The organism is Candidatus Binatia bacterium (assembly GCA_036504975.1).
In the GTDB taxonomy this organism is placed as follows: Bacteria; Desulfobacterota; Binatia; order UBA9968; family UBA9968; genus JAJPJQ01.
This window is the reverse complement of record DASXUF010000170.1, coordinates 1-13,931: the sequence shown is the minus strand read 5'-3', so window position 1 is coordinate 13,931 and position 13,931 is coordinate 1. Positions and strand designations below refer to the sequence as shown.

Sequence of the window (13,931 nt, the reverse complement as noted above, 5' to 3'; positions counted from 1 at the left end):
ACCATGCTTCTGGCGATCGATATCGGCAACAGCAATATCGTCTTGGGGATTTACGACGGCGAAAAGCTCGTCACCCACTGGCGCCTTGTCACCCAGGCGGAGCGGACCGCCGACGAGTACGGCGTCATCATCTCTCATCTGGCTTCCTCCGGCGGCATCGCCTGCGGCCAGGTCGATGCCATCATCGCTTCCTGCGTGGTGCCGCCGATGATGAGCATGATCCAGGAGTTGGGAGAAAGGTTTTTCGGGGTCAAGCCGCTGGTCGTCGGCCCGGGGGTCAAGACCGGCATGCCCATTCTCTACGACAATCCCAAGGAAGTCGGCGCGGACCGCATCTGCAACGGTGTCGCCGCGTACGAAAGATATCATGACTGCTGTATCGCGGTCGATTTCGGCACCGCCACGACGTTCGATTTCATTTCCAAGAAAGGCGAGTACGTCGGCGGCTCGATCGCGCCCGGCCTGCTGATATCGGTCGAGGCGCTGTTTCAGCGGGCTTCGAAGCTCCCGCGGGTGGAGATCGTCAAGCCGAAGGAGATCGTCGGCAAGAATCCGGTGCACTCGATCCAGTCGGGCGTTTTTTACGGCTACGTCGGCCTGGTGGACGGCATCGTCGAGCGAATGCAAAAGGAGAGCCGCACGCGAGCGCGAGTCGTCGCGACCGGAGGGCTGGCGAGCGTCATAGCGCCCGAGTGCTCGTTTATCGACGAGGTGGACGAGTTTCTCACGCTCGACGGCCTCAGAATCATTCACCAGAGAAATTCACTCCAGGATCTGAAGAAGAGACCGCAAGAACTCAAAAAGGAGGTCGGCGGCAGATGATGGAAACAGACAAGCTGCGCAACGTCGGCATCTTGGGTCACGGCGGGGTCGGCAAGACCTCCCTTGGGGAGGCGATGCTCTTCGCCGCCGGGGCGACGCAACGGGCCGGCCGTGTCGCGGACGGAACTTCGATTCTCGATTTCGAGCCGGAGGAGGTCCACCGGCACATCTCGCTCTCTACTGCGTTCCACTCGGTGCCCTGGAAAAAGTCCAGCGTGTATCTGATCGATACCCCGGGATACGCGACTTTTCTCCCCGACACGCTGAACAGCATGCGCGCGTTTCGCGGCGCGGTGCTGCTTCTCAGCCCGTCGGCCGGCCTCAGAGTCGAGACCGAAAGACTCTGGGAGCGCGCCAACGAGCAAAACATCAGCCGGCTTATTTTCATCGGCAAGATGGAACGGGAGAAGGCGAACGTTCGCGAGGGGCTGGAGGCGATCTTCTCCGGGCTCGAGACGAAAGGCGTGGAGATCCAGCTTCCCATCGGAGCGGAAGAAGGCTTCAAGGGTATCGTCGATCTCGTCACGATGAAAGCTTTGGTTTTCGAGGGTGACAGTGGAAAATTCAAGGAGACGGAGATTCCGGCGGACCTTGCCGACCGGGCGAAAGAGGCGCGCGTTCTGCTGATGGAGAGCGTGGCCGAGACCGACGACGCGCTCCTGGAGAAATATTTGGAGGCGCAGGATCTTCCCATGGAAGAGCTGAAGTGCGGAATCCGGGCGGCGGTTCTCAAAGGCAAGCTGTTTCCTGTTTTCTATGGCTCGGCTTTTCGCCAGATCGGCGTCGCGCAGCTTCTCGACGCCATCATCGATTATCTGCCGTCGCCGCCGGAAGAGGGCGCGTTTACGGGCAAGAATCCGGTGACGGGCGATACTGAAACTCGGGCGCCGGATCCGGCCGCGCCGGCTTCCGCGTACGTGTTCAAGACGCTGATCGACCCGTTTGCGGGCAAGCTTTCGATCATGCGCGTCGTCTCGGGAAAGATCGCGACGGACATGACCCTGTACAATCCCAACAAGCAGGGCAAAGAGAAGATCGGTCACCTGTTCAGGCTCGAGGGAAAGAAACAGGAGGGCGTGCACGAAGCGGTCGCAGGCGAGATCGTTGCCGCCGCCAAGCCAAAAGACGTTTCTTCCGGCGATACGCTGTGCGACGAAAGAGCACCGGTTCAATTCGACGGCCTCAGCCATTTCACCCATCTGATATCGTTCGCGCTCGAGCCCAAGACCAAAGCCGACGAGGAAAAACTATCGCAAGGGTTGCACAAGCTGATGGAAGAGGACCCGACGATCGAGATGCATCGCGACACGCAAACGAGGGAATTTATCCTCTCCGGCATGGGGCAGCTCCATATCGAAGTCATGGTTGAAAAACTGCGGCGAAAATACGGCGCGGAAGTGGAATTAAAAGCGCCCAAGGTACCTTACAAGGAGACTATTAAAGCGAGCGCCAGCTCGCAGGGAAAGCTGAAGAAGCAATCCGGCGGCAGGGGACAATACGGCGACACCTGGATCAAGATCGAGCCGCTGCCGCGCGGCAAGGGATTCGAGTTCGTGGATAACATCGTGGGCGGCGCGATTCCGCGAAACTATATCCCCGCGGTGGAAAAAGGCATCCGCGAAGCGATGGCCGAAGGACACCTCGCGGGATATCAGATGGTCGATGTTAGGGCGACGCTGTACGACGGCTCGTACCACGACGTCGATTCATCCGACATGGCGTTCAAGATCGCCGCGTCGCTGGGCTTCAAAGCCGCCGTGGACAAAGCCAAGCCCATCATTCTCGAGCCGATCATGCACATGGACATCACCGTCCCCGACGAGAGCATGGGTGCGGTGATCGGCGATTTGAACAGCCGGCGCGGCAAAGTGGAAGGTATGGAGACCCGCGGCCATACCGAAGTCATCAAAGCCCGGGTCCCCATGGCCGAGGTGTTGAAGTACTCGCAGGACTTGAACGCCATGACCAGCGGCCGCGGCGGCTTCACGATGGAATTCTCCCACTACGAAGAGCTGCCGCCTCATCTCGTCGATAAAGTGGTGAAGCAGACCAAAGCTCAGACGGAAGCGGCGGAGGCGCATCATAAAGCGTGATCGTGACTCGCGTTTGTGATTCCCTGGACCAAGTGTAACGAGCGCGACGGCAACCATGGAAAAGCAATTCGACCAGCTCAGGGCCTCGCTCCTTCACTGTAACCGCTGCGGCCGGGCGATGCCGGTGCGCGAACGGCTGCTCCTTGTCCTGCCCGACGGCGACCTCTACGAATATCTCTGCCAAAAATGCGGCAGCTCGCTCGGTTCCAAGACCGAGCGCTCGACGCCCGAATCGGCTTTGTTGGGACCGGGGAGCCGAAGTTAGGTTTATGCCCACGATCGACGCCGACGCCCACGTCCTGGAAACCGATCGGACTTGGGATTACATGCTCGACTCGGAGCGCGAATTCAGGCCCCGGGTTGTCGCGACGCCGAATGAGAAAGACAGCGGCGGCGAGTCATGGCTGATCGACGGCAGGCTGCACGGTAAGGCGCGCAACGTCGGCGCGGACACGCCTCAAGCGTCGCGTGAGATGGCGGACATCGAGGCTCGGATCAAGCACATGGACGAGCTGCAAGTGGACGTCCAGGTCCTCTATCCTACGGTCTTCCTACGGCCCTTCACGACCAAACCGGAAGTAGAACTGGCGCTCTGCCGGAGCTACAACCGCTGGCTCGCCGATATCTGGAAAGAGGGGCGGGGGCGGCTCCGATGGGTCGCGGTGCTGCCGCTGCTGACGATGGAAAAAGCACTCGCCGAAGCCAGGTGGGCAAAGGAAAACGGCGCCTGCGGCATTTTCATCCGCGGCCTGGAAGGCGACAGGCTTCTCTCCGATTCTTATTTTTTTCCGCTCTACGAAGAGGCGAGCCGGCTCGATATGCCGGTCTGCGTCCACTCGGCGACGGGAAGTTTCGCGGTTCACGATTTCTTCGAGCGCGAATGCGGGTTCAATAAATTCAAGCTGGCCGTGGTCGGATCGTTCCATTCGATTATCTTTGAAAACATTCCGCAGAGATTCCCCAACCTCAAGCTCGGTTTCATCGAAGTCAGCGCCCAGTGGATCCCCTACGCCCTTCACGACATCGCCCGGCGTTGGCAACGCAGAGGAAAAAGCTTGGCCAAAGACGTTCTGCGGGAGAACCGGATCTACGTCGCCTGCCAGACGGACGACGATTTACCTTATGTTCTCCAATACGCAGGGCCCGATAATCTCGTGATCGGCTCCGACTACGGCCACGCGGACACGGCGAGCGAGCTCGACGCGCTGAGGACGCTCAAGCAAACCGGCGAGCTAGGCAAAAATGTGATCGATAAGATTCTCGATGACAATCCGCGGGCGCTCTACGGACTCTAGCGTACCCCCACTGAATCTCCCCCTTACAAAGGGGGAGACTAAGAGGGGGTTTGGACCGACTTCGGCATGGTGACTTTAGGTTCGTTATGGTGATCGATTTTCAAGCCCACGTTTTTCCTGAAAGCTACATCGCCGAGATGGACCGGTTGAACGGGGAGGTCGTGTTGGAGCCGCCCGACCCGCACAGCGGCATGCGCTATTTTTACGACCGCAAGCTCGGCTGCCGGATCAATACCGCCACTTTTCAAGGACGCGACGTTGAGCGGCGGATCGAGCACATGGACAGACTCGGTATCGACGTCCAGGTTCTAAGCATACCGGCACCGGGTGCGGACCGCTTCGAAGGTGAGGGGGCGGTTTCGCTCGCTCGCGCAGCTAACGACGCGCTCTCAGCTCTGTGCAGGAAATATCCGCGGCGTTTCGCCGGTCTCTTTACCTTGCCGACATCGTCCATCCGCGCTTCGCTGGACGAGATGGATCGCGCCGTGAACGGTCTCGGCCTCCGGGGCTTCGGCTGCTTTACGAATCTCAACGGCAGGGCGCTCGACAGCGAGGAGCTTTTTCCGCTCTACGAACGGCTCGCAAAACTTCGGCTTCCGGTCTATCTCCATCCCACGGCGCCGCTGGCGACCGCGGCCGTCGGCCTGGACATCATGCCGACGCTGATTTTCGGCTGGGCCTTCGATTCTACGGTGGCCATGACGCGTCTGGTTTACGGACGGGTGCTCGAAAGATTTCCGGAGATCAATTTCGTCGTCGCCGACGTCGGCGGCGTGCTGGCGTTCTTCGCCCAGCGCGCGATCAATATTTACAAAGGCAGGACAGAAGAGATCCGCCAGAGGTACGGGCTCACGGAAAATCCGCTGGACTCTTTTAAAAGATTTTACGTGGACACGGCCGATCATCCGTCGTCCACGCTCCGATGCGTGCTGGACTTCTTCGGACCTGACCGGATGGTCCTCGGCACCAATTACCCTTATGGTCCGGAAGACGGCTGTGTTCTGGTGAAGAATAGCTTGAAAGCGCTCTCCGAGCTGGAGCTAAAAAAGGAGGACAAGGAGAAAATCCTCGGCTTCAACGCGGCAAGGGTTCTCCGTTTCGCGTCATGAACTTCGGCAAAACAAGCAGGCCGGTCGTGATGGGCCGGAACGGCATGGTGTCCTCCGGCCATTATCTCGCGTCGCTCGCGGGCATGAGGATGCTGCACGACGGCGGCAACGCGGTCGACGCGGCGCTCGCCGCTTCGCTTGCTTTGAGCGTGGTCACGCCGGAGACTTCGGGTCCCGGCGGAGATATCTTTGTGTTGGTTTATATGAAGAAGACCGGCAAGGTCGAAGCTTTGAACGCGAGCGGGCCGGCGCCGAAGCAAGCGACGATAGAGTATTTCCGCGCGCATGGCCATGCGAAAATACCCAGCGAAGGGCCGCTCAGCATCGCCGTGCCCGGCGCGGTGGACGGCTGGATGGAGCTGCACAACAGGTACGGCACACTGGAGCTGCGACGCATCGCGGCCGACGCGATTCACTACGCGCGCGACGGCTTTCCGATCTCGGACCATTTGAGCAAACGCATCGGCGAGTTCAGCAAATCTTTTCCGCTGGTCGATTTGAATTATCGAAAGGTCATGGATTCGGTGACGCCGGGAAGGATCCTGGTTCAAAAGGGTCTGGCGCAGACCTTGGAGCAAATCGCGCAAAAAGGCAGGGACGCCTTTTATAGCGGAGAGCTGGCCCGGCGAATGTGCAGCGCGCTCAAAGCCGAAGGCGCGATCATCGGTACGGAGGATCTTCAGGGAAAATTCGCCGAGTGGCTGGAGCCGCTCAAGACTTCGTATCGCGACTTCACGGTTTACGAGCAGCCGCCGGTCTCACAGGGCTTCATGGTCCTGGAGATGCTCAACATCATCGAAAGCTATCCGTTGGCGCGGATGGAGCCGGCGGACGCGATCCACGCGATGATCGAGGCCAAGAAGATCGCCTTCGCGGACCGCCTCGCGCACCTCGACGATCCGCGCTTCGGCGATCCGCAGATTGCGCGCTTGATCTCCAAAGAGCACGCCGAAAAAAGACGCGGCGCAATCTCCGACGACGCGAAGCCCACGGTTCGCGCGGCTTCGGCCGGCGGCGACACGACCTATCTTTGCGCCGCCGACAGCGACGGCAACGTCGTCTCGCTGATCCAGAGCGTCTTCGCCCCGTTCGGCTCGCGCGTCATTGCGGGCGACACCGGCGTTGCGATGAACAACCGTCTCTGCAGTTTTGTACTGGACGAAAAGAAAGCCAACGCGCTCAAGCCGGGAAAGAGACCGGCGCACACGCTGAATTCTTACATGGCCTTTCGCGGCGGGGATTTCCGCGCTGTCGGCGGCACGCCGGGCAACGACGATCAACCGCAGAGCAACCTTCAGATACTTCACAAGCTCCTCGACCACGACAGCGACCCGCAGTCCGCCGTCGAGGCGCCGCGCTGGAGCCACATGCCCGGCACGCCGCCGCGCGACAAGCTGCCGGAGGAGCTTCGCATGGAAGAAGGTGTTCTCGCCGAAGTTATCGAGGGACTAAGGCGGAAAGGCCATAAGGTAAAGGTCGTCGACCGTTGGTCGTTCGGCGCGGCGCAAGTGATCACGCGCGATCCGGTCGGCGGCGCTTGGATGGGCGCTGCCGATCCGCGAAGAGAAGGCTACGCGATCGGATGGTAAGAAAGGCGCGGGGTGCTATGAAAGGGATAGGATTGTTTACGCCGACGAGACCTCTCCGCGTTCTCGCGTGCGCGCTGACTTTTCTTCTAGCGACGGCGGCCGCGCGCGCCGCTGAGCCCGTGACGATCCGATCGAGCTACGCCGCGGTGAGCGGGGCGTTTGCGCCGATCTGGATTGCGCAAGACAAAGGACTCTTCGGCAAATACGGCGTCAACGTCGATCTCAAATACATCCTGCCCGCCACCGCGACCCAATCGCTCATCGCCGGAAGCCTGGACATTTGCAACCCGGGCGGCGAGCTGATCGAGGCGGGACTCGCCGGTCATGACGTCGTCTTTATGCTGGGAGTGCTCAATCGCGCCGTGTTTTCGCTTTACAGCAAGCCGGAGTTGAAAAGCTTCGCCGATTTGAAAGGCAAGGTCATCGGCGTGACTCAACCGGGCTCGACCACGGACTTCGTCGCGCGCATCCTGGCGCGACAGGGCGGCATGACCGTGGGAAAGGATATTCGAGTCTTGCACCTCGACGGCATTCCGGCGATTATGACTGCGCTGACGCAAGGAAACATCGACGCCGGAGTCATTTCCGCGCCGACGACGTTGAGGGCGCGGAAAGCGGGCCTGAAGGAGTTGGTGAACATAACCGAGAAAAATATTCCGATGATTCACGTGGCATTTGCGAGCAGCCGGCAATACCTGAAGGAAAATCCCGATCGCGTCCGGCGCTATCTGCAAGGATATTTAGAGGGGCTCAAGATCGCGCGTACGGATGCCGAGCAGGCCAAGCAGGCGATCGGCAAGTACACCAAGTTGACCGACGCGGATGCTCTTGATGAGACTTACAGAACATTTCTGCCGGCATGGGAAAAAGTGCCTTATGTGTCCCTCGCGGGCGTGCAGACTATGCTCGATTTTGCCGCCAATCCGGCGGCCAAGACGGCGAAGCCGGAACAATTCATCGACAATTCGCTGATCGCCGAGCTGGGGAAGTCGGGCTTTATCGACAAGATCTATCAATAATTCAACAAGCTCCGGATCGAATCCGGAGCCAAAGGAGGTGCGCATGAAGCTCTTAGACACTAAGGAAACCGCCAAGGAGAGGAAGAAGGGCCAACGCAGGATCGATCTTTTCCGCAGAGACAACCTGCATACGTGGCTGCTCTTTTTTCCGCCCGGCGACGTGCAGAGAATGCACAACCATCCCTCGGACCGGACGTATTACGTGGTCACCGGGCGCGGCATCATGAAAGGTCTGAACGAGACGCACGAGCTTTCACCCGGCATGATTCTCAGCATTCCCGCCCACGAATATTATGAAGGCTCGAATCCTTACGATGAGCCGATGGTCCTGCTTGGCAACAGCCCGAAACCGACCGCTGAAGATCTGGCGAAGGCGGGCGGCGCGCGGAATGAGATCGACGAGAAGACGGGCAAGAGGATCGTCTATCAGCACGGCGGCGGACGCGACGACGGACAGATCGTCGACTAGCAGGCCGGTGAATTCTGATATGCCGTCCGCCCGACCGTTGAGTCTCTCTCCGGGCCGATGCAAGTCCTTCGGGATTTCAAATCTCAAATCTCAAATTACAAATCTGAGATTTGAAATCTGCAATTTGAGATTCCGAGCCACGCGAGGACATATCGGTCCTGCGAGAAACCCCCGTGCGCGCTGTTACAGGGTTGCTGTTGGTGCTGCTTATCCTAGGAGACGATGATGGAACGAGTTGGAATGGTGGGCGTCGGCGCAATGGGGAGCGCGCTGCTGGAGCGCTTGAAGCTCGCCGGCGTCCGTGCGACCGTCTTCGATATCGACGCAGCCGCGCTGGAAACGGCGCGCACGCTGGGTGCCGAGATAGTGAATAGCGCGGCCGAGGTCGCTCAGGAATCGACGATCGTCGATGTCGTCGTGCGCACTGACGAGGAGGTGTTGGAATGTACGGTAGGGAAGGGTGGAATCGTCGAGAACGCGAAGCCCGAAACTCTCGTCATTCTCCACAGCACGATCCTGCCGCAGACAACGCGACGAGTCGCTGAGGTTGCCGCGAAGCGCGGCGTGCCGGTTATCGACGCTTGCATGCTCGGCGTGCCCAAGTCGGTGCGGGCCGGCGAATTGACCTTCGTCGTCGGCGGACCGGCCAAACTCTTCGAGCGCGCGCAGCCGCATCTTCTCAAGATGTCGAAGCAAGTCATCCACATGGGCGAGACCGGCGCAGGCAACACGGCCAAGCTGATCAAAAACTTAACTTCGGGCGCCGAAACGCTGGTCATGCATGAAGCTCTTCGACTCGGCGAGGCCGCCGGGCTGAAGTTTCCGAAAGTGCTGGAGATGCTGGAGCGGCTCGACGAGACACGGTCCAGCGATCGGTGGCGGCACACCTTTGATCCTTCTTTGCCGGCGCCGGCGCCGCGCGTCGGTAGAAACGTTTTTCAAAAAGACGTTCCACTGGCGGGCGATCTGGCGCGCCGCTCAGGCGTCGAGCTGCCGATCATCGAACAGCTTGCCGCGGCGGCCAAGCGACTGGCGGATAAAAAGGACAAAGCTTAATGTAGGGGCAGGCCTCTGTGCCTGCCCGGTATTTGGGCGACCACGGAGGGTCGCCCCTACAAACAAGGAGAACAATCATGGCCAAGATCCGTCACATTGCGCTTCTCACTAATGACCCGCCCAAGCTGGCGGAGTTTTACCGCAATTCGTTTGGCATGAAGGAAGTTGCCCGGAGCGGCGAGAAGCAGGACGCGATTTATTTATCCGACGGCCACGTCAATCTCGCCATCCTGCCGGCGCGCGGGCGGCCGGAAGGCATCTTCCATTTCGGTTTCGAAGTCGAGAACGTCGAGCAAGCGATGCACGCGGCGATCGAAGCCGGCGCCACTAAGGGCGCGGATTCGCTTCCGAGAGACGGGCGCTTCGCCGAAGGATTCGTCCGCGACCCGGTCGGCACGCGTGTCGATCTATCCTTAGGTTGGAAAGTCTAACCGCAGCCAGCGCGCTCCGTGAAATTCAGCCTGTTTACCGAAATCCAGTGTCCCGCGGGAGCCGTGCCGGTGGAGCGGCTGGAAGAGTTTCTCGAACAGGCCGAGCTTGCGGACGCGCTCGGGTTTCGCGGATTTTGGATCGCCGAGATCCATTGCCAGCCCGGAATGTCTTTGCTCTCAGCGCCGTACGCCGTGCTCGGCGCCGCGTCACAGAGAACCAAGCGGCTCCGCCTCGGCGTCGCCGTCAACACGCTGCCCGTGCACCATCCCGTCCAGCTTGCCGAGCAGGCGGCGACTCTCGATCTGCTCTCACACGGGCGCATGGACTTCGCCGCCGGCGGAGGTCATCCGCACAGCCGCGTCTACGAATGCTTCGGCGCCGATCATCAAGCGACGCATGAGATTGTGGAAGAGAGTCTCAGGGTCATCCAGGCGGCATGGACGGAAGAAGTTCTCTCGTTCGACGGGCGGTTCTTCAAAATCCCCGGGGTCGTCGTCAATCCCAAGCCGGTGCAGAAACCTCATCCGCCCGTTTACATCGCGGCAAGCTCCAACGAAGGCGTCGAGCTTGCCGCGCGGATGGGCGTGAATCTCTTCCTACCGATTCACACGCGCACGCGGGAGCAGGTCATCGAGCTGTCGAATTCCTATTGGGAAGGCCTCAAAAGGAATGGCCATGACGGCGCGGAGCGCGAGCTGGGCCTCCTCGTGCCGATGCACCTGGCCGGGAGCGCGAGGGAAGCCGAAGCGCAATCGCGCGACGGGATCATGCGCTACTATCGGACGATCGCCGAGATGAGAAAAGGCTACATCGACTGGCTGACCGGTCGCGGATCACCGTTGCCGCCGCGGTTGCTAAAAACGGCGACGGGCGACTTGACCTTCGATCGCGTATGCGCCGAGCACGCCGTCGTCGGTGACGCCGATGGTGCGGCGGCGGCGCTCAGCGAGCTTGCCGCGAAAACCCGCGCCCGTCATATTCTCGCCTGGATGAACATCGGCAGCGTGCCCCACACGCTGGTTCTGCAATCGATGGAGCGGTTCGCGCGCGATGTCCTGCCGCGATTCATAACCGCAGATCTCTAATGACAGATCCCGGATTGCAATAGGCACGACGATTGACAACGGTTCCAGTTTAAAGTTATGAGGCGGCTGGAGGATTCGATCTAGAGGAGAAAACTTTTATGCATCGACTTGTCGTGGGGATTTTTGCGCTATTAACTCTCGCTTCGTTGAGTGCTTCCGCCCTCGCTCAAGAAACGTTTTTCAAGGACAAGACGATTCGCGTCGTCGTCGGCTTTTCCGCGGGGGGCGGCTTCGACACCTACTCGCGGGTGATCGGGCGCTATATGGGCAAGCACATACCCGGAAATCCGGCGATCATCGTGGAAAACATGACCGGGGCGGCGAGCCTCATCTCGGCCAACCACGTGTACAAGGTCGCCAAGCCGGACGGCCTCACGATCCTCAATTTTCACGGCAACCAGGTTCTTAACCAGGTGATCGGCAAGCCGGGCATAGAATTCGACGCGCGCAAATTCGAATACCTCGGCGTGCCCACGCAGGACAGCGGCGCGTGCGCCTTCACCAAGGCGAGCGGCGCTGCGACTTATGAGCAACTCAAGTCCGCCAAGACTCCGGTCAAGCTCGGCGGCGTCGCGTCCGGCGACACGACCTATAACACGTCGAAGATTTTGAAAGAGGCCCTTCATCTGCCGATTCAACTGGTTGCCGGATACAAAGGCACGGCCGAGATCCGCCTCGCGGCCGAGAGCGGCGAAGTGGCGGGCGGTTGTTGGCAATGGGAATCGATCAAAGTGATCTGGCGCCAGGGATTGGAATCGGGAAACGTTTCGATCGCTTTGCAGGTCAATCCCAAGCCCCATCCCGAGCTGAAAAACGTGCCCAACGCCATCGACCTGGCGACGAGCGAGAACGGAAAACAGTTGATCAAGTTCGGCATCCACGACCCGGCCGCGGTCACACGGCTCTATGCGGTGTCTCCGGGAACTCCCAAAGACCGCGTCCAGATTTTACGCAAAGCCTTCACGGACGTTCTCAAGGATGCGGATTTTCAGGCGGAGGCGAAAAAATCGCAGCTCGACACGAATCCGTTGACCGGCGAAGAAGTGGAAAAAACCGTCGCCGGTCTTTTCAAGATTCAGCCCGGGCTCGTGGCCCAGCTCAAGGAGATCCTGCAATAGATTTCCGGGTGGTCGGAAAGTCTAAAATAAACTGAAAGGCCCGTTATGATTCGAATGTACCTAGGAATTATTTTTGCGTTTGTGTCAGCGATCGGAGCCGTCCACGCAGCGGCGCCCTACGAAGGCAAGACCGTGCGCTTGATCGTGGCCTTCGCGCCCGGCGGCGGCTTCGACACCTACAGCCGCGCGATCGGACGGCATCTCGGAAAGCACATCCCCGGAAATCCCACGATCGTCGTCGATAACATGACCGGCGCGGGCGGCATCGTTCAGGCCAACTACATGTTCAAGCAGGCGAAGCCCGACGGACTCACGATCGGCAACAATATCGGCGGGCTCTTCATGCAACAGATCATGGGCGCGAAGGGGATCGAGTTCGACGGGCGCAAGTTCGAATTCATCGGCGCGCCCGCGGTGGACCATCCCGTGTGCGTGCTGACGAAAGCGAGCGGCGTCACCAGTATAGAAAGATGGCTGGCCGCGAAAGAGCCGCTGAAGCTCGGCGGCGTGGGACCGGGTGGTACGGCGTCCGACGTTGCGCGGGTTCTTCAGGCGGCGCTCAGTCTGCCGCTAAAGGTCGTGGAGCCGTACAAAGGGACGGCGGATATCAAGCTGGCGGCGGAAAGCGGCGAGCTCGCCGGTGGCTGCTGGGCGTGGGAGTCGATGAAGGCGATGTGGCGGGCCGGGCTGGAAAAGGGCGACGTATCCGTTGTGGTTTTGGCGATGCCGAAAAAGCTGCCCGAAATTTCCAATGTCCCGTTGGCCGTCGATTTCGCCAAGACGAACGAATCGCGGCAACTGCTCAAGTACGGCATTCACGACATCTCGACGATTACGCGGCCGTACTTTTTACCGCCGGGAACGCCCAAGGATCGCGTCCAGATATTGCGCAAGGCATTGGCGGATACGCTGAAGGACGCCGAGTTTCTCGCGGAGGCGAAGAAAGGCAATCTCGATATCGAGCCGGTTACCGGCGGGCAGATAGAGACGATCGTAACCGACTTGTTCAAGCTGGAGCCGGCCTGGGTGGCGAAGCTCAAGACGATTCTGGTTCCATAGTCAGAAGACGGATTCGCTTGCGCAAAGATTCGTAGGGGCGATCCCTCGTGGTCGCCCACACGCCGGGCAGGCACGGGGGCCTGCCCCTACCGCGGATCTACCTCCAACCGCCCGTTTTTGAGCGTAAGGCGCTGGCCGCTCAATTCCATACTTGCTTCCGCCGCGAGGGCGAAGCGATTTCCCGCCGTCTCCGGGCCGGGCATTTTTTTTCGCACCTCTTCGGGAGCGTCTTCCGTCGCGATCGCGCCTCCCGGCGAGACCGCGACGACGCAGATATTCCATTCTCTCACTTCCTCGGCGACGAAACGGGTGAAGGTTCGGATCGCGTCTTTGGAAACCGAGTAGACGCAAGAACCGATCGTGTTGGGCGGGCTGCCGCCGTAAAGATTGATGATATGGCCCGCGCGTTGCTCTTGCATGAACGGCAGCGCGTGCTTGGTGCAGAGAAAGGTCCCGGCGAGGTTGGTCTCGATGACCTTATCCCAAAAGCTCTTGTCCATGTCGCGAATCACCGGCCAGCGCGGCACGCCCCAGCCGAAGTGGGTCACGATGCCCGCGTTGTTGACGAGAACATCGATCCGTCCGTAGCGCGCCGCGACATCCTTCATCACCGAACGTACTTCATCTTCCACGCGCACGTCGCATCTCCGCGTGAAGACGTCCGCGCCGATCTCGCGCAGCTCGTTCTCGGTTTGTTTCATCCGTTCCACGTCGATGTCGGCGATAGCGACCTTGGCCCCCTCGCGGGCAAAGTTGTGCGCGATGTAGCGCCCGATTCCCTTGGC

General features: G+C 60.1%; 14 protein-coding genes. 13 read left to right on the top strand and 1 reads right to left on the bottom strand.

Features of this window, described 5'->3' with window-relative positions:
- The first annotated feature begins 3 nt into the window (after positions 1-3).
- From VGL70_20635 to VGL70_20575, 13 genes are all read left to right on the top strand, one after another.
- Positions 4-822, top strand: coding sequence for a type III pantothenate kinase (locus tag VGL70_20635; protein ID HEY3305939.1), 819 nt, complete (start codon positions 4-6; stop codon positions 820-822).
- Positions 822-2,915, top strand: a complete 2,094-nt coding sequence (gene fusA / locus VGL70_20630; GenBank protein HEY3305938.1) for an elongation factor G — start codon at positions 822-824, stop codon at positions 2,913-2,915. Before VGL70_20635 ends, fusA begins: the two co-directional genes overlap by 1 nt.
- Positions 2,916-2,970: 55 nt before the next feature.
- Positions 2,971-3,180, top strand: a complete 210-nt coding sequence (locus VGL70_20625; GenBank protein ID HEY3305937.1) for a cytoplasmic protein — start codon at positions 2,971-2,973, stop codon at positions 3,178-3,180.
- Between the two features lie 4 nt (positions 3,181-3,184).
- Positions 3,185-4,210 (top strand): amidohydrolase family protein, encoded by a 1,026-nt coding sequence (locus VGL70_20620; protein ID HEY3305936.1) that lies wholly within the window; start codon positions 3,185-3,187, stop codon positions 4,208-4,210.
- Positions 4,211-4,296: 86 nt separating this feature from the next.
- Positions 4,297-5,319, top strand: coding sequence for an amidohydrolase family protein (locus tag VGL70_20615; protein ID HEY3305935.1), 1,023 nt, complete (start codon positions 4,297-4,299; stop codon positions 5,317-5,319).
- Positions 5,316-6,908, top strand: coding sequence for a gamma-glutamyltransferase (gene ggt, locus VGL70_20610; GenBank protein ID HEY3305934.1), 1,593 nt, complete (start codon positions 5,316-5,318; stop codon positions 6,906-6,908). The genes VGL70_20615 and ggt overlap by 4 nt, the downstream gene beginning before the upstream one ends.
- Before the next feature lie 17 nt (positions 6,909-6,925).
- Positions 6,926-7,927: an ABC transporter substrate-binding protein gene (locus tag VGL70_20605; GenBank protein ID HEY3305933.1), complete on the top strand. Its 1,002-nt coding sequence runs from the start codon at positions 6,926-6,928 to the stop codon at positions 7,925-7,927.
- Positions 7,928-7,970: 43 nt separating this feature from the next.
- On the top strand, positions 7,971-8,396 hold the full coding sequence (locus VGL70_20600; GenBank protein HEY3305932.1) for a cupin domain-containing protein: 426 nt from the start codon (positions 7,971-7,973) through the stop codon (positions 8,394-8,396).
- Between the two features lie 222 nt (positions 8,397-8,618).
- Entirely contained in the window at positions 8,619-9,452 is an 834-nt protein-coding gene (locus tag VGL70_20595; protein ID HEY3305931.1) for an NAD(P)-dependent oxidoreductase, read from the top strand.
- A 77-nt stretch (positions 9,453-9,529) separates the two neighbouring features.
- Positions 9,530-9,883, top strand: coding sequence for a VOC family protein (locus tag VGL70_20590; protein ID HEY3305930.1), 354 nt, complete (start codon positions 9,530-9,532; stop codon positions 9,881-9,883).
- Positions 9,884-9,901: 18 nt separating this feature from the next.
- Positions 9,902-10,969, top strand: a complete 1,068-nt coding sequence (locus tag VGL70_20585; GenBank protein HEY3305929.1) for an LLM class flavin-dependent oxidoreductase — start codon at positions 9,902-9,904, stop codon at positions 10,967-10,969.
- Positions 10,970-11,067: 98 nt separating this feature from the next.
- Positions 11,068-12,087 carry a tripartite tricarboxylate transporter substrate-binding protein gene (locus VGL70_20580; GenBank protein HEY3305928.1) on the top strand — a complete coding sequence of 340 codons (1,020 nt, stop codon included), beginning with the start codon at positions 11,068-11,070 and terminating at the stop codon, positions 12,085-12,087.
- Between the two features lie 81 nt (positions 12,088-12,168).
- Complete coding sequence (locus tag VGL70_20575) at positions 12,169-13,146, top strand: tripartite tricarboxylate transporter substrate-binding protein (GenBank protein ID HEY3305927.1); 978 nt, start codon at positions 12,169-12,171, stop codon at positions 13,144-13,146.
- A gap of 86 nt (positions 13,147-13,232) precedes the next feature.
- On the opposite strand, the gene VGL70_20570 is transcribed toward VGL70_20575, so the two are convergent.
- The coding region (locus tag VGL70_20570; protein ID HEY3305926.1) for an SDR family oxidoreductase at positions 13,233-13,931 on the bottom strand (699 nt) is incomplete at its 5' end.